15 protein-coding genes and 1 pseudogene are annotated in these 18212 nt (G+C 64.2%); 10 read left to right on the top strand and 6 right to left on the bottom strand.

The window, feature by feature from the left end:
* Positions 1–129: 129 nt before the first annotated feature.
* The 9 genes from AWB67_RS21265 to AWB67_RS21225 all read left to right on the top strand — a co-directional run bounded on the left by AWB67_RS21265 (position 130) and on the right by AWB67_RS21225 (position 9189).
* The gene (locus AWB67_RS21265; RefSeq protein WP_087658203.1) at positions 130–498 is read left to right on the top strand and encodes a response regulator; all 369 of its coding nucleotides are present in this window, start codon (positions 130–132) and stop codon (positions 496–498) included.
* A complete protein-coding gene (locus AWB67_RS21260) occupies positions 491–1114 on the top strand; it encodes a chemotaxis protein CheC (protein ID WP_087658202.1) in 624 nt (207 codons plus the stop codon). Before AWB67_RS21265 ends, AWB67_RS21260 begins: the two co-directional genes overlap by 8 nt.
* Entirely contained in the window at positions 1111–2052 is a 942-nt protein-coding gene (locus tag AWB67_RS21255) for a GGDEF domain-containing protein (RefSeq protein WP_087658201.1), read from the top strand. The genes AWB67_RS21260 and AWB67_RS21255 overlap by 4 nt, the downstream gene beginning before the upstream one ends.
* Before the next feature lie 203 nt (positions 2053–2255).
* A complete protein-coding gene (gene hpnD, locus AWB67_RS21250; protein ID WP_087658200.1) occupies positions 2256–3104 on the top strand; it encodes a presqualene diphosphate synthase HpnD in 849 nt (282 codons plus the stop codon).
* On the top strand, positions 3104–4378 hold the full coding sequence (hpnE, locus tag AWB67_RS21245; RefSeq protein WP_087658199.1) for a hydroxysqualene dehydroxylase HpnE: 1275 nt from the start codon (positions 3104–3106) through the stop codon (positions 4376–4378). The genes hpnD and hpnE overlap by 1 nt, the downstream gene beginning before the upstream one ends.
* Positions 4379–4389: 11 nt before the next feature.
* Entirely contained in the window at positions 4390–6366 is a 1977-nt protein-coding gene (shc, locus tag AWB67_RS21240; protein ID WP_235025250.1) for a squalene--hopene cyclase, read from the top strand.
* Between the two features lie 41 nt (positions 6367–6407).
* On the top strand, positions 6408–7055 hold the full coding sequence (locus AWB67_RS21235) for a phosphorylase (RefSeq protein ID WP_087658238.1): 648 nt from the start codon (positions 6408–6410) through the stop codon (positions 7053–7055).
* A gap of 173 nt (positions 7056–7228) precedes the next feature.
* On the top strand, positions 7229–7534 hold the full coding sequence (locus AWB67_RS21230) for a hypothetical protein (protein WP_087658197.1): 306 nt from the start codon (positions 7229–7231) through the stop codon (positions 7532–7534).
* Between the two features lie 773 nt (positions 7535–8307).
* Positions 8308–9189 (top strand): LysR family transcriptional regulator, encoded by an 882-nt coding sequence (locus AWB67_RS21225; protein WP_087658196.1) that lies wholly within the window; start codon positions 8308–8310, stop codon positions 9187–9189.
* On the opposite strand, the gene AWB67_RS21220 is transcribed toward AWB67_RS21225, so the two are convergent.
* The 4 genes and pseudogenes from AWB67_RS21220 to fae form a co-directional block, all read right to left on the bottom strand.
* Positions 9190–10584 (bottom strand): MFS transporter, encoded by a 1395-nt coding sequence (locus AWB67_RS21220; RefSeq protein ID WP_087658195.1) that lies wholly within the window; start codon positions 10582–10584, stop codon positions 9190–9192.
* A gap of 65 nt (positions 10585–10649) precedes the next feature.
* The gene (locus tag AWB67_RS21215) at positions 10650–12086 is read right to left on the bottom strand and encodes an NAD-dependent succinate-semialdehyde dehydrogenase (RefSeq protein ID WP_087658194.1); all 1437 of its coding nucleotides are present in this window, start codon (positions 12084–12086) and stop codon (positions 10650–10652) included.
* Positions 12083–13120: an aldo/keto reductase gene (locus AWB67_RS21210; protein ID WP_087658193.1), complete on the bottom strand. Its 1038-nt coding sequence runs from the start codon at positions 13118–13120 to the stop codon at positions 12083–12085. Before AWB67_RS21210 ends, AWB67_RS21215 begins: the two co-directional genes overlap by 4 nt.
* Before the next feature lie 42 nt (positions 13121–13162).
* A pseudogene (gene fae, locus AWB67_RS21205) lies at positions 13163–13676 on the bottom strand (formaldehyde-activating enzyme).
* A gap of 240 nt (positions 13677–13916) precedes the next feature.
* On the opposite strand from fae, the gene AWB67_RS21200 reads away from it, so the two are divergent.
* Complete coding sequence (locus tag AWB67_RS21200; RefSeq protein WP_087658192.1) at positions 13917–14375, top strand: acyl-CoA thioesterase; 459 nt, start codon at positions 13917–13919, stop codon at positions 14373–14375.
* A 75-nt stretch (positions 14376–14450) separates the two neighbouring features.
* On the opposite strand, the gene AWB67_RS21195 is transcribed toward AWB67_RS21200, so the two are convergent.
* Complete coding sequence (locus tag AWB67_RS21195) at positions 14451–15356, bottom strand: MlaA family lipoprotein (protein ID WP_087658191.1); 906 nt, start codon at positions 15354–15356, stop codon at positions 14451–14453.
* Complete coding sequence (gene hpnN / locus AWB67_RS21190; protein WP_087658190.1) at positions 15353–18013, bottom strand: hopanoid transporter HpnN; 2661 nt, start codon at positions 18011–18013, stop codon at positions 15353–15355. The genes AWB67_RS21195 and hpnN overlap by 4 nt, the downstream gene beginning before the upstream one ends.
* Between the last annotated feature and the right edge of the window lie 199 nt (positions 18014–18212).

Here is an 18212-nt window from a genome sequence, read left to right as displayed (position 1 = left end):
CATCTACGCAATTTCCGGGCGTTTCATAAAGACCGCACCGAGTGCCGCCGTAAACGTCTCCGTATGCGCGTCGCACGCACTCAATGAATGCGCACGGCCAAATAAACCGTTTTATCGATCCCGCCGACCATGCCCTTGCCGATTGTTATTGCCGACGATTCCCTGCTCGCCCGCAAGGTATTGACGCGCGCGCTGCCCGAGGACTGGGACGTCGAGATCTCCTACGCCACCAACGGCCGCGAAGCGCTCGACCACTATCGCGCGGGCCGCGCGGCGGTCATGTTTCTCGACCTCACGATGCCCGACATGACGGGCTATCAGGTGCTCGACGCCCTCCAGCACGAGGACCTGAACACGTTCGTGATCGTCGTGTCGGCGGATGTGCAGCCGCTCGCGCAGGAACGCGTGCGCGCGCTCGGCGCGGTCGCGTTCTTGCCGAAGCCCGTGACGCCCGAGGCGTTGCGCCCCGTCCTGAAGGAGTTCGGTCTCCATGCCTGATCCAGCCATGAACGAAGACCAGCGCGACGCGCTGCAGGAAGTCGCCAACATGGCGATGGGCCAGGCGGCGACGCGTCTGTCGAAACTGCTCGGCACCTTCATCGAACTGTCGGTGCCGCGGGTGCGCGTGGTGAGCGTCGCCGAGGCGTCGGCGGCGTTGCGCGCGATGACCGGCATCACCGGAACCGTCACCGCCGTGCGTCAGGGCTTTCGCTCCGACATCAAGGGCGAGGCGATCGTGCTGTGCAAGAGCGGCAGCGTCGAGCAACTGTGCGCGCTCGTCGACGATCCGTACGCCAAGTCGACCTACGAGACGACCTCGCAGACCGAGCTGATCTTCGACGTCGCCAACGTGCTGATGGGCGCCTGCGTGTCGTGCATCTTCGACCGGCTCGGCCGCGCGCCGATCTTTTCGCCGCCGGGCATGCTCGGCACCGATCTCGCCCTCGACGACGTCTTCCAGCCCGACATGCTCGCCTGGAAAACCGCGCTGCTGCTGGAAGTGAATTTCGCGCTGGAGGATCACAGCTTCCGCGCGCACCTCGTCATGCTGATGGCCGAAGACGCGATCCAGCGCATGAACGAAGCGCTCGACGCGCTTCTTTCCAGCTTATGAACGAACTGCGGCTCGTGCTGAGCGAACTGGTCGTCGAGCGGGTCGGATTCGGGATTTTCGTGCTCGATCGCGACCTGAACGTCGTGATGTGGAACCGTTTCATGCAGGACCACAGCGGCAAGACGGCCGAGCAGGTGATCGGCAAATCGATTTTCGCGAGCTTTCCCGAGCTTCCGCGCGTGTGGCTCACGCGCAAGGTCGAAAGCGTGTTCCAGCTCGGCAGTTTCGCGTTCAGCTCGTGGGAGCAGCGGCCGTATCTCTTCAAATTCGACCACGACCGGCCGATTACGGGCGGCGTCGACTTCATGCAGCAGGACTGCACGTTCATGCCGCTCACGCGCGAGCGCGACGTGGTGGCGGTCTGCGTCACGATTTCCGATGCCACGCACGCGAGCATGATGCAGCGCGCCCGTGACGAAGCGGTCGCGAAACTCCAGGAATACGCCGATCGCGACGGCCTGACGGGCATCGCGAACCGCCGCTATTTCGAGCTGCGTCTTGCCGACGAATTCGCGCGCTGGCATCGCTACGGCGGCGAGCTGTCGCTGCTGCTCTTCGACATCGACCATTTCAAGCGCATCAACGACGAACACGGCCATCTGGTCGGCGACACCGTGCTGCGCGTGATGGCCGGGCGCGTCGCGCAGACGGTGCGCGTGCAGGACGTGTTCGGCCGCTTCGGCGGCGAGGAATTCGCGCTGCTCTTGCCGTGCACCGGCTTCGACGACGCGATGTTCGTCGCCGAGAAAGTGCGGCGCGCGATCTGCGAGACGCCAATCGACGTGCACGGCACGCGCGTGACCGTGTCGGCGAGTTTCGGCGGCACGCAGGCGAGAAAGGACGCGACCTCGTCCTACGAGGCGCTCATCAACGAAGCCGATGCCGCGCTCTACAGCGCGAAACGGCAGGGACGCAACCGCAGCGTCGGATTCGTCTGATTGCGCGCGCGGCCGAAGCACCGGCCGGATGAGCGCGAAAAGGGCCGATTATTGCTATACTTTTCGCCGCTTCCGGTGCTGTGCGGACCGGCGCGCGCTGGTCTATCTGTTCGCTTTCGGCAATTTGCCCCCGCCTTCGGGACGCGTGAGCGCAGCGCGCGATCCCTTAAATTGCCCGTGGGGGCGCCACAGCGGAGTTCGACTTGGCCGTTTCCAATCTGAGCGTCGACGATGCCGCCCCTGATGCCGCCAAGGTGAGCACGGGCAGCTCGTTCTATCTCGCGATGCGCATCCTGCCGGCTGCGCAGCGGGACGCGATGTACCAGATCTACGCGTTCTGCCGCGCAGTCGACGATATCGCCGACGAAGGCACGCTGCCCCGCCGCGAGCGCGCGGTCGCGCTCGACCGCTGGCGCGCCGACATCGACGCCTGCTATACCGGCACGCCTAAGAAGTCGCTCGAAGCGCTCACGCGCCACATCCACGCCTTCCAGCTTTCCCGCGACGACTTCCACGCCGTGATCGACGGCATGGCGATGGACGCCGCCGGCGATATCGTCGCGCCCGACGAAGCCACGCTCGACGTGTATTGCGATCGCGTCGCGAGTGCGGTCGGGCGGCTGTCGGTGAGGATATTCGGGATGCACGAAGACGCCGGCCGGCGCCTGGCGCATCATCTCGGCCGCGCGCTGCAACTGACCAACATCCTGCGCGATATCGACGAAGACGCCGGCATCGGCCGCGTGTATTTGCCGCGCGAACTGCTGTCGCGCGAAGGCATCTCGACGACCGATCCCGCATCGATCATCGCCGATGCGCGCTTGCCGGCCGTCTGCGCGCTTCTCGCCGAACGCGCTCGCGGGCACTTCACGCAATCGAACGCGATCATGGCCGCGTCGCCCCGCGCCCAGGTGCGCGCGCCGCGCATCATGGCGGGCGCGTACCGGTGCGTGCTCGACGCCAATCTCAAGCGCGGCTTCGACCTGCCGCGCACGAAAGTCCGTACGCCGCGTTCGCGCCTGTTGTGGATCGTCGCGCGTAACGTTTTCTGATGTCCCGACTCGTGCACGTGATCGGCGCCGGCCTGTCGGGCCTCGCCGCAGCGGTCCAATTGCAGCGGCGCGGCGCGCGCGTCGTGCTGCACGAAGCCGCGCCGCACGCGGGCGGGCGCTGCCGGTCGTATTTCGACGCGACGCTCAACGCCACGATCGACAACGGCAACCACTTCATCGTGTCCGGTAATTACGCGACGCTCGCGTATGCGCGCGCGATCGGCGCGGCCGAAGAACTGGTCGGCCCGACGCAGCCCGACTATCCGTTCTTCGATTTGAAGGACAGCGCGCGCTGGACGCTGCGTCTGTCGTCCGGCCGTCTGCCGAAGTGGATCTTCGACCCGCAAGCGCGCGTGCCCGGCACGCAGCCGGCCGACTATCTGCCGCTCGCGTCGCTGTTGTGGGCGAAGCCAGGCCGCACGGTCGCGGAGTCGATGCGCGCGCAGGGCCGTGTCTGGGACGCGCTCGCGCGGCCGTTCCTGCGCGCGGCGATGAACGCCGAGCCCGCCGAGGCGAGTGCGCTGCTCGCCGCGCAAGTGCTGCGCGAAACGCTCGCGGCGGGTGGGCAGGCGTGCCGGCCGCTAACGGCGAAGGCTGCCTTGGGCCGCGCGTTCGTCGAACCGGCGCTGAGGCTTCTGCAATACGGCGGCGCCGATATCCGGCTCGGCGCGCGGCTCGAAGGCATCGGCTTTACCGGCAGCGATTCTCAGCCGCGCGTGAGTTCGCTCGATTTCGGCAGCGGGCCGCTCGCGGTCGCGGCGAGCGACGGCGTCGTGCTCGCCGTGCCGCCGGACGTCGCGCAGACGCTCGTGCCGGAACTGACGGCGCCGAATGAATTCCGCGCGATTCTGGTAGCACATTTCGCGGTCGATCCGCCGCATGGCTTCCCGCCGATGACGTGCGTGCTGAACGGCGTCGGCCACTGGCTTTTCGCCTACGACGGCCGGATGTCGATGACGGTCAGCAGCGCCGACCGTTTGATCGACACGCCGCACGACGAACTCGCCAAAATGCTCTGGCGCGAGGTGGTGGCCGTCGCCGGATTGCCCGCCGCGCCGATGCCGTTGTCGCAAATTGTCATTGAACGGAGCGCGACTTTCGCCGCCATCCCAAGCCAGGAAAGCCTGCGCCCCGCGACGCGCACGCGCTGGCCCAATCTGATGCTGGCGGGCGACTGGACCGCCACCGGCCTGCCCGCCACAATTGAGGGCTCGATCCGCTCCGGACAGCAGGCCGCGGATGCGCTGATGAACCCATCGATGGAAAGATCATGAACGACACCACCATGCCGGGCCTCGAGCGGCTCGCTCCTGTTGCCTCGCAGGGGGCCCGGCTCGACGCAGCGGTCGCGAAAGCGACGGACACGCTGCTCGACGCCCAATTCGCCGACGGCTACTGGCTCTACGAACTCGAAGCCGACGCCACGATTCCCGCCGAGTACGTGCTGCTCGTGCATTACCTCGGCGAGACGCCGAACCTCGAACTCGAAGCAAAGATCGGCCGTTATCTGCGACGTATTCAGCTCGATGACGGAGGATGGCCGCTTTTCGCCGAGGGTGCGATGAACATCAGCGCGAGCGTCAAGGCGTATTTCGCGCTGAAGATGATCGGCGATTCGCCCGATGCCGAGCACATGCGGCGCGCCCGACGCGCGATCCTGGCTGCGGGCGGCGCAGAGCAGTCCAACGTGTTCACGCGTTTGCAACTCGCGCTGTACGGCGCGCTGCCGTGGCGCGCGGTGCCGATGATGCCCGTCGAAATGATGCTGCTGCCGCAGTGGTTCCCGTTCCATTTGACGAAGGTGTCGTACTGGGCGCGCACGGTGATCGTCCCGATGATCGTGCTGAACGCGAAGCGACCGCTCGCGCGCAATCCGCGCGGCGTGCGGATCGATGAGTTGTTTCACGAGGCGCCAGTAAATGTGGGCTTGCTGAAGCGCGCGCCGCACCAGAGCAAGGGATGGTTTGCGTTTTTTCGTGTCGTCGATGAAGTGCTGCGCACCGTGGACGGCCTGTTTCCGCGCACGACGCGCGAGCGGGCGATTCGCAAGGCAGTCGAATTCGTCGACGAGAGGCTGAACGGCGAGGACGGTCTCGGCGCGATTTATCCCGCGATGGCTAATTCCGTGATGATGTATGACGTGCTCGGCTATCCGGAAGATCATCCGAATCGCGCGATTGCCCGACGATCGTTGGAGAAACTGCTCGTCATCGACGAAGCGCCGGAAGGGGAGGCGTATTGCCAGCCGTGTCTTTCGCCTGTCTGGGATACGTCGCTTGCGGCGCATGCGCTGCTCGAAACTGGTATGCCGAAGGCGCGGGCGGCGGTAGCGCGCGGGCTGGAATGGCTGCGTCCGCTGCAGATTCTGGATGTGCGCGGTGACTGGATCTCGCGCCGGCCGGACGTTCGGCCCGGCGGCTGGGCGTTCCAGTTCGCGAACCCGCATTACCCCGATGTCGACGATACGGCCGTCGTCGTGATGGCGATGCAGCGCGCTGACCGCGAAAACGGCACCGCGCTTTATGGAAACGCGATCGCCCGGGCGCGTGAATGGGTCGTCGGGATGCAGAGCAGCGACGGCGGCTGGGGCGCATTCGAACCCGAAAACACGCAGTTGTACCTGAACAACATCCCGTTTTCGGACCACGGCGCGCTGCTCGATCCGCCGACCGTCGACGTCTCGGCGCGCTGTTTGTCGATGCTCGCCGAACTCGGCGAAACGCCCGCGAACAGTGAGCCGGCCCGCCGCGCGCTCGACTACATCCTGCGCGCGCAGGAAAGCGACGGAAGCTGGTACGGCCGCTGGGGCATGAACTACGTCTACGGGACGTGGTCGGCGCTTTGCGCGCTGAACGCGGCGGGTCTTACGCCGACCGATTCGCGCGTTCGGCGCGCGGCCGAATGGCTGATCGGCATCCAGAACGCCGATGGCGGCTGGGGCGAGGACGGCGAAAGCTACAAGCTCGACTATCGCGGATTCGAAGCGGCGCCAAGTACCGCGTCGCAGACCGCGTGGGCCTTGCTCGGTTTGATGGCGGCGGGCGAGATCGATCACCCGGCGGTGGCGCGCGGCGTCGCGTATCTGCAAGCGACGCAGCGCGAGCACGGTCTGTGGGACGAAACGCGGTTCACCGCGACGGGTTTTCCGCGGGTTTTCTATCTGCGTTATCACGGGTATCGCAAGTTTTTCCCGCTGTGGGCGCTGACGCGTTATCGGTATATGACGCGCGAAGGTTTATCGCGCGTGACGGCGGCGATGTGAGCGATGCGCGGACGGGCGTGCCCGTGCTCGCCGTTACCGGCATGGCGTTCGAGGCGAAAATCGTTCGCGGACGCGGCATCGATGTCGTGTTCGCCGCGCGCGCCGACTGGCTCGAACGCGCGCTGAGCGAAGCGGTGGCGCGCGGGTGTTCGGGCATCGTCAGTTTCGGGACGGCGGGGGGGCTAGCGCCGGATCTCGAAGCAGGGACGTTGATCGTGGCGGATGCGGTGGTTGGACCGTTGGGTCGGATTGCTACCGATGTGACTTGGTCGAATCGTATCGCCGGTGCTTTGCCTGTTGGCTTCCGGATGCTGCGCGGGGTGATGGCTGGGGTGACGGCGCCGGTTACAAGCGAGCAGGAGAAATGGTCGTTGTTTCAGTCGACGGGAGCGCTTGCTGTCGATATGGAGTCGCATATTGCGGGGGCGATTGCTTCCGCGCGTGGCTTGCCGTTTGCGGTCTGTCGCGCAATCGTCGATCCGGCTTGGCGGACTTTGCCGACTGCTGCGACCGCCGGTTTGCGTGACGATGGGCATACGGCTATCGCGCCTATTCTTCGCGAGTTGTTGCGGCAACCGTCGCAGTTGGGCGCGTTGCTGCGGCTCGCTGGTGATGCGCGCGCGGCGCGGACGTCGCTCGTGCAGGCGCGGCAGGCGATGGGTGCTGCTGGGGCGCTGGCGTTTGATTGAGACTTCGGATACAACTGGTTGATACAACACCGCTGTTCCAAGTTAGGAAGCGGAGGAAAACTTCGTCTTCAAAATATGCCCGACGCGCATCCCTCGACTCTTAATCGCGTAGCGGAGCATACAACCCATGACAGCACGCCCGAAACAATCGTTTGTACTTTCACTCGAGCTTCATGTTCGACTTGGCCGAGAAAGAATGCAAAACGAGGGCAGGCGTCGCGTGCGTGATTCTTTGTGCTGCCGCGATAGAGGCTTTAGTTGGCGACATCGCGCTGTGCCTGATCGCCCGAAAAGACGTCGCGGATAGTGATCGTGAAAGATCTCAGCAGGCACGCAGCAGTTTTGAGCAGAAGCAGGCTATATTCACCACCTCAGCCATATCTCCCCTGGACGCTATTGAAGAGTCTAGCGTCATTGCCTTCAGGAATGTCACCCAAAACAAATCGTCGGGGCTGGACCCGTACTTCGTTGATAAATGAAGCCGATGCTTTGCCTCGTTCTCTAGCCAAGTTAAGCAAAATCTTTAAATTCAGATAACGGGTTTGAACAGATCAGGCTGGTTGGGGCTTATCGACACCGCAGAGGTAGCGACTTGGAGCCCGGATGTAACCCGGGAATTCATTAACGCGACACTGCGGTCCTTACCGGATACAGACGCGTTTCATTATCTCAAGAGTAAAGCGAAGATTTGACTGAGGAGTTTGGCCGCGGCGCAACGGCTTAGGCAAAATAGAATGAAGGAACGGGCACTCCACAATTGGCGCGAATATAATTCGGCTGCAGGAGCGGGTAGGCGGATTCTTTTGACACCACCGAGACTTTTGCGGAAAACTTGCGTGATGCGTTGACCGGTTGAATCCGTCACGGCTTTTTGTGTCTATACAGCAGCGCATCAAGCGTTTCCTTCTGCTCACTGCATGCATACAAAACTCTGAGTGGTCAGCAAATGCAAGATCGATAACGGTCGAGCTTTAGATGGATCGGGAGTGCGAGTGTTTGAGGTAACTCGTGCGACCCGAACAATCTGAGGACACAAGTGGTCCAAGCGGCTCAAACAGCTTCAGCCCACCAACGGCCAACTCCCTTCAAAAGCATTCGAATCTCGAATCCCGATTCACAAAACCCCGCCACATTTCCCCCCATCCCGCATACCATTCAGCCGAGGCGACAACAAAGCTGAGCCATGCGAAGCTCATCCCATAGGACTAACGGTCCGGATTGAGCGATACGTTCTGGCAAGCGAGGGTCGGACATGCGGCGATTGCCATCATTGATTGCATTGCGTTTTTTCGAGGAAACAGCGCGTCATCTCAGTTTCAACCGTGCGGCCCGGACGCTTTGCGTCACGCAAGGCGCCGTCAGCCGGCAGATCAAGGCGCTGGAGGAATCGCTCAAAGTGAAGCTGTTCGAGCGCGACCACAAGGGCATTCGCCTCACGCCAGCGGGCGCCGTGCTGATGCCGTGCGTCTCCGGAGCTTTCGATCTGATCGAGCGCGGCACGCGTCAGTTGGAAGGCGTCCCCCGTCGCGAGAGGCTCATCGTCTGTTTGCCACCGACCTTCGCTACACAATGGCTGTCTTCGCGCCTGAACGCCTTAGCGGTCGGGTTGCCCGGCGTCGAACTCTCGCTGCGCACGCAACCGAACGACGCCTGCCACTGCGCGATACGCTTCGGCCGTGAACCGCTCGCGCAGGGGTATTCGGAACTGCTGATGACGGAGCGCCATGCGCTCGTCGGTGCGGCGACGCTGGAGGGCCAGGACATCGCGCCGCTTCTTGAACGCCTGCCGGCGCTGCACGTGCTGCACGACGACATCCGCCTCGATCTCTGGCCCAACTGGCTCGCCGCCGCGCGCCTGCCGCAACGTTTCGCCGACGACGGCATCGAATTCTCGAGTCTTGAGCTGGCCATTCACGCGGCCCGGCGCGGCGTAGGTCTCGCGGTCGTGGACCTGAACATGATCGCTGACGAACTTGCGGACGGCGTCCTCGTGAAGATGTCGGACGTGGAGGTTATCGGCCCTTACGGATACTGGCTCGACGTGCCGGAGAGGCACGTCGAGTCCAGGCATGTGAGCGCGTTGGCCGCGTGGCTGCTGTCGGAAGTGGCCGGCGCGCGTCCTCACTATGCGTGATCAGGCGCCGCTCGCTTCGCGCAGCGTGAGGTTTTTCGTCTCCGGCGCCCAGGCGATCGAGACGATCATGCCGATCAGCAGAACGCCTGCGAGCGCAATCATCGTCGTGGGGAAGCCGAATCGCGCGATGCCGACCGGCAGCAAGAACGTGCCGAGCGCCGATCCGAGCCGGCTGCACGCGATCGCGAGTCCGACGCCGCAGGCGCGCACGTCGGTCGGGAAGCACTCAGGCGGAAACACGCCGACGAGATTGCTGAACGCCGACATCGTCAGCGTGAAGACGGCGAACGCGAGGATCATCGCAAGCGTCGCCGACGAGGGCAGCACGCTCAGCGCAAGCAGCATCGCGCACGTGACAGCGAACGAGCCGATTAGGAAACTCCGGCGCGGCAACTTGATCGTGAGCCCGATGCCGATCACCGCGCCGATGACCAGAAACGCGTTCAACAGCAGATCGGCGCCGAAGCCGTCGTTCAATCCGACGATCTTGAGAATGTCCGGCAGAAACGTATAGATGGCAAAGTAGGGAATGACGAGGCAGACGAAGAACGCGCAGTTGAACAGCGTGCGCCGGATCAGGTCGGGGCAGAAGAGCCGCGCATAGCCGCCTTTGCTGCCGTGTTCGTTCGTTGCGCCGTCTGCATCAAGCGCGACGTGCGGCCCGAAGTGCTTGCGGACGATCGCGTGCGCTTCGGCGGCGCGCCCTTTTCCGAGGAGCCAGCGCGGCGACTCCGGCGTGCCGATGCGCAGCAGCAGCACGATCAGCGCGGGCACGCTCGCCGACGCCAGGAGCCAACGCCAGGCGTCCGGAACCGTATCGCCGTAGTGTAGGCCGAGCACGTTCGCGGCCACGTAGCCGATCGTCCATACGACGCTGAACGAGCCGAGCAACGCGCCGCGATGTTTGCGCGGCGAGAACTCCGCGAGAATCGCGTGGCCGACCGTGAAGTCGCCGCCCATTCCGATGCCGATCAACACGCGCAGCAGAAACAGTTCGAGCGGCGAGGTCGCGAAGAATTGCATGAATGCCGCGACGGTGATGATCACGAAACTCGTCAGAAAGATCCGCTGGCGGCCCAGCCGGTCCGACAGCCAGCCGAAAAACAGGCTGCCGAGGAAGATGCCGATAAGCGCGGAACTGCCGAGCGCGCCCATCCAGAACGAATCGAGCGGAATCTGCCGGTCCAGCGACGATAGCGCATAGCCGACGGTGCCCAGCGCATAGCCTTCGGTGAAATGCGCGCCGAAAGTCAGGCCCGCGATCTTGACGTGAAAGCGGTTGAGCGGAATGTCGTCAAGGGCGACGGGGTGTGGCGGGTGGTGCGGTTGATCTGTTGCGATTGCAGGCTGTGCGATCAATCCCGGCGGGGCGGTTTGTATGTCGTGTTGGGTCATCGGCGTCTCATTTTTTTTAGATCGCCAAGGACGCCACGCGCCGCGCAGCGTCCTCGGCGGGCAAATCAACGGCCGAGGCCGCTCATCATCATGTATTTCAGTTCGACGTATTCATCGAGCCCGTACTTCGAGCCTTCGCGGCCCAGTCCCGATTGCTTGACCCCGCCGAACGGCGCGACCTCCGTCGAAATGATTCCTTCGTTGATACCGACCATGCCGGTTTCGAGCGCATCCGCGACGCGCCACGCGCGGCCCAGATCGCGCGTGTAGAAGTACGCGGAGAGGCCAAACGGCGTGTCGTTGGCGCGGTAAATTGCCTCCGCTTCCGTGACGAACCGAAAGCACGCGGCGACCGGGCCGAAAGTCTCTTCCTGCGCGACGAGCATGTCCTCGCTCGCGTCGGTTAATACCGTCGGCTCGTAGAACGTCCCACCAAGCAGATGCGGCCGTCCGCCTGTCAGCACCGTCGCACCGTGCCCCAACGCGTCGTCGACGTGACGTTGCACCTTGTTCAGCGCGGCTTCGTTGATCAGCGGTCCCTGGTCGACCTCGAACTTCAACGCATCGCCGACGCGCAGTTTGCCGACGGCTTCCGCCAGGCGCCGCGTGAACGCGTCGTAGATGCCGTTCTGTACATAGAAGCGGTTCACGCACACGCAGGTCTGTCCGGTGTTGCGGAATTTCGAGGCCATCGCGCCCTGGACGGCGGCTTCGAGATCGGCGTCGTCGAAGACAATGAACGGCGCGTTGCCGCCGAGTTCAAGCGAGAGCTTCTTGAGCGTCGCAGCCGATTGCGCGGCAAGCAGCTTCCCGACGCGCGTCGAGCCGGTGAACGACAGTTTGCGCACAACCGGCGACGACGTGAGCGTCTCGCCGATCGCGACGGCATCGCCCGACACTATGTTGAACACGCCCGGCGGAATACCGGCCTCTTCCGCAAGCACGGCGAGCGCGAACGCGGAAAGCGGCGTTTCCTCCGATGGCTTCAGCACCATCGTGCAACCGGCCGCGAGCGCGGGGCCGGCCTTGCGCGTGATCATCGCAAGCGGGAAGTTCCACGGCGTGATCGCGGCAACGACGCCTACCGGTTCGCGCGTCACCACGATCTTTGAATCGGGTTTCGGGTTCGGAATCACGTCGCCGTAGCTGCGTTTGGCTTCCTCAGCAAACCATTCGAGGAAGCTCGCCGCATACGCGACTTCGCCTTTGGCTTCGGCAAGCGGCTTGCCCTGCTCGCGCGTGAGTAGTTCGGCGAGGGCGTCGCGGTGGGCGAGCATCAGTTCGCCCCAGCGCTTCACACGCGCGCTGCGTTCCTTCGCCGTCAATGCACGCCAAACGGGGAAGGCGAGTTCGGCGGCGTCGATGGCGCGCTGTGTTTCACGCGCGCCGGCCTTCGCGACCTCCGTGATGACTTCCCCCGTCGCCGGATTGCGGACCGGATAGGTCCCTTTGCCCGCGTGCCAGACGCCGTCGATGTAATAACCGTTGCGCAAGAAGCTCATGCCGCCTGCTCCAGTGCGTCGCAGAACGCGCCGCGCGTCGGGCGCGGTTCGCGCGCGATCCGGCGGCCTGCCGTGTAGTCGTTGATGAGATCGCAGGGCGTGTAGTTGCGCTCGAGTTCGTGGAGTTCGTCGGCGTCGAGTGGCGTGTCGAGCGCGGCCAGCGCGCTGTCGAACTGCGCCGGCGAATCCGCGCCGACGAGCATGCTCGCCACGCCGCTCTTCTGCAGCACCCACGCCTGTGCGATCTGCGCCGCGCTCACATTGCGCCGCGCGGCGACCCGAGCGACCGATGCCGCGATCTGCCGCGAAGCCGGATCGCCGTACATCTGCGCAGTGAAGAAGTCGGTTTGATTGCGTGCGGATGCCGCGTCGCAGGTGAGAAGACCGCGCGCCAGCGGACTGAACACGGAAACCCCGAGCCCCTGGTCGGCGCAATACGGCATCATTTCGCGCTCTTCCTCGCGATAGGCGAGGTTCAACTGCAACTGCATGTTGATCGGCCTGTGCCAGCCGTGGCGCTCGCACGCCTGCATGATCTTCGCCAATTGCCACGTGTACATCGTCGAGACGCCGATGTAGCGCGCCTTGCCCGAACGCACGACGTCGTCGAGCGCGCCCATGGTTTCCTCGACCGGCGTGTTCACGTCGAAGTAATGCAGCATGTAGATATCGACGTAATCCATGCCGAGCCGCATCAGCGACCCGTCGATGCCGTCCATGATGTGCTTGCGCGAATGGCCGCCTGCGTTCTGATACGCGCCCATGTCGTAGCCGACCTTCGTCGTGACGACGATTTCCTCGCGGCGCGCGAGCCTCCCGAGAATCCGGCCGACGACTTCCTCCCCGACACCCGTCGAATAGAAATCCGCGAGGTCGATGAAGTTGACGCCCGCTTCCAGCGCGTGGCGCACGATCGGTTCGCTTTGCCGTTCATCGAAGATCCAGGGTTTCCATTGCGGCGTCCCCATGTTCATCGTGCCCAGGCACAAGCGCGACACCTTCAGGCCGGATTGGCCGAGGCGAACGTATTCCATTGTCGATCTCCTGGCCGGACGCGCGGTCCGGCGCGTTGTGATTTAGCGCTGATTCGGCGTGTAGAAGGGGTTCGAGACGTCTCGCGAGGCGGCGAATACCTCTTCCTTGCCGGGCAAGCCGAGCATCGCGGCCTGAATGGCGTGTTTCGCCGCGCGATAGTTGTTCCGGTAGACGGTGTCGAGGTCGTCGGTCTTGGGATTGACCCAGTTCGCCGAGACGACCACCCACTCGTTCTCAGCTTCCGGCGGCAGCGTGCCATCCTCGAGCGACTCGACAACCGCCTTCGCAATCCCCGCCTGCGACGCGCCCCAAGTGGCGTTGCCGTGGAATTCGCCTTCGATTTGCGCTTTATTCACATACAAAGTGAGCGGTTTTGGCGGGCACGCCGGGCCGCGCGATCACGACGAACGGAGCATGTCCCGCCGTTGGCGTCGCGAGCGCGGTGGCGAACGCCTGACCCGCCGGGCCGCTGCGCGGGCCGACGAGCACGTTGATGTGAGCGAGGTTGACGCCAGGGCCCTCGAAGCCCTCGCCGATAAAGAGATTTGCTTGCATCGCGAGTTCCGGTTTCGTTTAAAAGTGAACGACGAACCGATTGTGCGAGAACGCGCGACGCAGGCTGAATCGATGATTTCTCAACACGGATATGAGCAAACGTAATGTCCGGATTTGCCCTTAGGCGAGGGGAGAACTTGCTTTCTGCGGGTTAACCCCTATGTCTGTATAATAAGGGAAAACCCTTATTCGAGATGCGCGCCGAAAAACGCGCGTCCACCGGCAGAGAGAGGTATCGAAATGAATTTTCACACCCGCAAATGGGTCAAGCCCGAAGACCTGAACCCCAACGGCACGCTGTTTGGCGGCAGTTTGCTGCGCTGGATCGACGAAGAAGCCGCCATCTACGCGATCAGCCAGTTGGACAATCAGCGCGTCGTGACGAAGTTCATGTCGGAGATCAACTTCGTCAGTTCGGCGCGTCAGGGCGACGTGATCGAACTCGGCATGACGGCGACGCATTTCGGCCGCACGTCGCTAACGCTGCGCGCGGAAGTGCGCAATAAGATCACGCGTAAGAGCATTCTCACGGTCGAGAAGATGGTGTTTGTGAATCTCGACGAGAACGGCGAGCCCGCACTGCACGGCCGCACGCAGATTCGCTACGCCGACGAGCTTTTCGAAGCGTATCGGCGCGGCAAGGTCGAGGCGCCGACGGCTTCGGAAGACGAAGCGCGGTTAGAAGAATTGATGCACTGATACACCGCGTGGCGCGACAAAAAGCCCGACTGGCGCAGGCCGGTCGGGCTTTTTAATCTTGAAAGGGACAGCCGCCTACTTGCTAGCCGGCGCCGCACCGGGATCTTCATACTTCGGCACGTCCTTGCCGCCGCTCGAACCGGATGAAGACGCAGGATCATCATAAGTCGGCAAACCCTGCTCCTTGCTGCCGCCGCCCGCGCCGCCCGGCGGCGTCGCGCTCGCGCCGTCGGGCGCAGCTGCATCGGGCTCGTCGCCGTAATCGGGCAGCGCCGCGCCGGTGCCGCCCGTGAGCAGATACTGCCGCCGCTGCGTGTACGCGTCGCGCACGAACGCGTATTTGTCCAGCGCCGCCTGCGACAGAATATCGGTCGCGCCGAGCAGATCCGCCCGCGAGCTCACGAAATTCACGCCGAAGAGAATATTGCGCACGGCCGGATCGGTGTAGCTGACCGGGTCGAGCCGATACGCCACCAGCCAGTTCGTCGCGTCACGCACGGAACTCGGCCCGAACACCGGCAGCACCAGATACGGCCCCGACGGCACACCGTAATGCCCGAGCGTCAGCCCGAAATCCTGGTGGTGCTTCGGCAGCCCGGCCTGCGAGGCGATATCGATCAAACCGCCTATGCCGAACGTCGAATTGAACGCGAAGCGCACCAGATCCTGCGCGGCATCGGTGATCTTCAACTGCACCAGATTGTTCGCGAAATTGCCGACGTCGCCGAGGTTCGAAAAGAAGTTGCTGACCGCCGTGCGAAACGGGCTCGGCGTCCAGTCGACGTAGAACTGCGCGACCGGCCGGGCGATATAGGTGTCGAGGCCGTCGTTGAACTTGAAGATGGCGCGGTTCATCGGTTCCAGCGGATCGCCCGGCCGGCGATCCGGCCCGGTCGCGCAGCCGGCGGTCGCCAGCACGCCTGCCACGGCAAAACTCACCCCGAGCGTCCGGACACGTCCGGCGGCCAAAGCCCTTCTCATTCTTCAATTCCTCTTAAGTTATCGTGCCGCCGCGCCGCCCGCAGCCGCGCGCGCTCGGCCGCTTGCACCTTGCGCGGCTTGCCCATCAGCACCGGCTGGAACACGACCGCGCCGATCAGCGTGCAAAAGAGCGATAGCGCGAGCAGCCGCCCCATGCTCGACGTCCCCGGATGATGCGAAAACCACAGGCTGCCGAAAGCGGTCGCCGTCGTCGCGGCGCTGAACATCACGGCGTGCGTGAGGCTCGACTGCAAAAGCCGCGTCTGTCCCGAGCGCCACGCCATCACGAAATAAATCTTGAAGGCCACGCCGACGCCCAGCATCAGCGGCAACGCGATGATGTTCGCGAAATTGAGAGGCATGTCGAACACAACACACACCTCGAGCGTGACGATCGCGGAAACGAGCAAAGGTATCAAAGTTCTTAAAACGTCGCCAAGACGGCGCAGCGTGATCCACAAAAGGATCGCGATCGCGATCAGCGAAAGCGCCGCGGCCTGCTGGAACGCCTTGATGATCGTCTCGGCCGAATGGCGAATCGAGATCGGTCCGCCGATCGCGTCCGGCTCGGATTTCTGGACAGCGTCGGCGAAGCGGGCGAGCAGGCGGTCGTCGTTCTGGTCGACGCCCGGCGGCACCTTCGGCGACACCTCGACGAGCGCCTTGCCATCGGGCGTCACCCAGTTGTCGACCATCGATTGCGGCAGCGTCGAGCGCGTGATCTCCGACGGCTGTAAAAGTGCGCGCAGACGGGCGAGTGCGAGGCGCAGCGGCTCGGCCATCGCGACCTCGGCGCGGTCGCGGGCGGCGGCATCGGCCTGGGCGAGCTTCGCGAGCGTCTGCGACAAATGCTTCGCTTCGGCGTCGCCGGGGCCCGGGTGTTCGTCGGCGGCGAGCGCGAGCTGGTTCGACAGGCGTTTCAAAGTCGCGACCCTCACCGCATCCGTCACGGGAGAAGCCACCGTCTGGTTCAGCGCCGGCAGCAATTGCGCGGCGGCCGCGGCGATCAGTTCGAGCTTCTTCGGCTGATCGGCGGGAATCAGCGAGGCGAGCGTCGTCACGCGGCCGACTTCGGGCAGCTTTGCCAAACGCGCCTCGATGCGTTCTGCGTCGGCAAGCGACGGCGCGAGCACCGACACATTGTTGATGGCCGCTTCCGGCGCGTCTTTCAGCGCAAGCAACGTCGCCATCGACTCGGTGTGCGGGTCCTTCAGATGCAGCGGATTGAAGTCGAAACGCAGGTTCAGGAGCAGCGGCAGCGCGCCGATCACGATGATCAGCGTGCCGATCAGGACGGGCTTGCGGTTGCGATCGAGGTATTCGTCGACGGGTGCGAGCGCGGGAAAACCGGGCGAGCTCGGCTCGCCGGGCGGCGCGAACACCTTCAGCAGCGCGGGCAGCAGCGTCATGTTCGTCACGTACGCGATGATCATGCCTACGCCCGCGATCAGCCCCAGTTCCGACACGCCGCGATAGGCGGTCGGCAGGAACGAGAAGAAGCTCGCGGCGGTCGCGGCGGCGGCGAGCGTGAGCGGCACGGCGACGTGCCGCGCGGTTTCGGCGAGCGCGACGTCGAGCCGCCGGTGCCGGTGACGCTCCTCGCGATACCGGACGCCGAACTGAATCCCGAAATCGACCCCCAGCCCGACGAACAGCACCATGAACGCGACCGAAATCATGTTCAGCGCGTGAACCATCATCAGGCCGAGCGCGGCCGTGATCGCGAGCCCGACGAACAGCGTGATGAACACCGCGAGGATCATCTTCCCCGAGCGCAACGCGAGCCACAGGATCACGAGCACGACGATGAAGGTCGCGATGCCGTTCACCTCGGCGCCGTCCTTGACGGAGGCGAATTCCTCGTCGGCGAGCGGCTGGGCGCCCGTCAGCCGCACGGCCGCGCCGTATTTCTGCGCGAGGCCGAGTTCTTTGGCGGTCGCGCGGATGGCGTCGGAGGCGCCGGCGCCGGCTTCGAGCGCGTTGAAATCGAGCACCGGCTGAACCGTGACGAACGCGCGCGCGGGGCCGCCCGTCGGCGACGGATCGGCGAGATTGCGCCACGAGAACGCCGCCGGCTCGTTCGCGAGCACGCGGTCGAGCACGTTCGCGCTCTGATTCAGCAGTTTCGACATCTGCCCGAGCGTCACCTGCCCGAGTTGCAGCGGCAGGTTCAGGCTCGTATTGAGCGTCTGCGCAAGGCCGGTGAGCGTGGGATCGTGGGCGAGCGTGTTGATCAGCGGGCGCGCCTGCACGAGTTGCTGCGTGGTTTGCGCGACTTTGTCGGAAGAAAGATAGAGCAGGCCGTTATGCTCGAAGAATTCACCGCCCGATGGCTGCGTCACCGATTTGAACCGGTCCGGGTGCTTCGCGAGCGCGGCGGCGAGTTCGCTCGCGGCGGCATCGGCGAATTCGGGCGCCTGCGCCTCGACTACGACCAGAAGCGTCGAGCCGCGTTGCGGGAAGGCTTCGTCCATCGCGTGACTTCGGGCAGCCCATTCCGGCTCCGTCTCGATTAGCTGGCTCACGTCGGTGCTGATCTTGAAGTGATGGACGACGTAGATCGAGCTCAGCAAGGCGAGCAGCAGCGAGACGGCGATGATCCACGCCGGCCGGCGGATGGCAACGGTGACGAGGCGGGTAAGGTGGGACGTCAGCATGAAGACGAGTACCGTCGAGGTCCTGTTTTGAGTGCGGGCTGTAGAGGACAAAACCGGGGGAAGTCCACAGCCGGGGATCGCGCAAGTATACCGGGGCCGTGCTCCAAGGCGCGGCCGCTTCCTTGAACTGTCAGCGCATCGGCGAGTCGATATACTGGCTTGCCGCCGGTTTGAAAACCCATCAAATCCGCGCGATCAG

Source organism: Caballeronia terrestris (assembly GCF_001544515.1).
In the GTDB taxonomy this organism is placed as follows: domain Bacteria; phylum Pseudomonadota; class Gammaproteobacteria; order Burkholderiales; family Burkholderiaceae; genus Caballeronia; species Caballeronia terrestris.
Note: the sequence above shows the minus strand (reverse complement) of the source record. Positions and strands in the feature narration are given on the sequence as shown.

Excerpts from the sequence above, each read along its gene's own strand:
- AWB67_RS21215 (WP_087658194.1), bottom strand. The coding sequence starts at position 12,086 with ATGAGCTTCTTGCGCAACGGTTATTACATCGACGGCGTCTGGCACGCG.
- AWB67_RS21225 (WP_087658196.1), top strand. The coding sequence starts at position 8,308 with ATGCGGCGATTGCCATCATTGATTGCATTGCGTTTTTTCGAGGAAACA.
- AWB67_RS21260 (WP_087658202.1), top strand. The coding sequence starts at position 491 with ATGCCTGATCCAGCCATGAACGAAGACCAGCGCGACGCGCTGCAGGAA.
- AWB67_RS21200 (WP_087658192.1), top strand. The coding sequence starts at position 13,917 with ATGAATTTTCACACCCGCAAATGGGTCAAGCCCGAAGACCTGAACCCC.
- AWB67_RS21195 (WP_087658191.1), bottom strand. The coding sequence starts at position 15,356 with ATGAGAAGGGCTTTGGCCGCCGGACGTGTCCGGACGCTCGGGGTGAGT.
- AWB67_RS21210 (WP_087658193.1), bottom strand. The coding sequence starts at position 13,120 with ATGGAATACGTTCGCCTCGGCCAATCCGGCCTGAAGGTGTCGCGCTTG.
- hpnN (WP_087658190.1), bottom strand. The coding sequence starts at position 18,013 with ATGCTGACGTCCCACCTTACCCGCCTCGTCACCGTTGCCATCCGCCGG.
- shc (WP_235025250.1), top strand. The coding sequence starts at position 4,390 with ATGCCGGGCCTCGAGCGGCTCGCTCCTGTTGCCTCGCAGGGGGCCCGG.
- hpnE (WP_087658199.1), top strand. The coding sequence starts at position 3,104 with ATGTCCCGACTCGTGCACGTGATCGGCGCCGGCCTGTCGGGCCTCGCC.
- AWB67_RS21230 (WP_087658197.1), top strand. The coding sequence starts at position 7,229 with ATGTTCGACTTGGCCGAGAAAGAATGCAAAACGAGGGCAGGCGTCGCG.
- AWB67_RS21265 (WP_087658203.1), top strand. The coding sequence starts at position 130 with ATGCCCTTGCCGATTGTTATTGCCGACGATTCCCTGCTCGCCCGCAAG.
- AWB67_RS21235 (WP_087658238.1), top strand. The coding sequence starts at position 6,408 with ATGGCGTTCGAGGCGAAAATCGTTCGCGGACGCGGCATCGATGTCGTG.
- AWB67_RS21255 (WP_087658201.1), top strand. The coding sequence starts at position 1,111 with ATGAACGAACTGCGGCTCGTGCTGAGCGAACTGGTCGTCGAGCGGGTC.
- AWB67_RS21220 (WP_087658195.1), bottom strand. The coding sequence starts at position 10,584 with ATGACCCAACACGACATACAAACCGCCCCGCCGGGATTGATCGCACAG.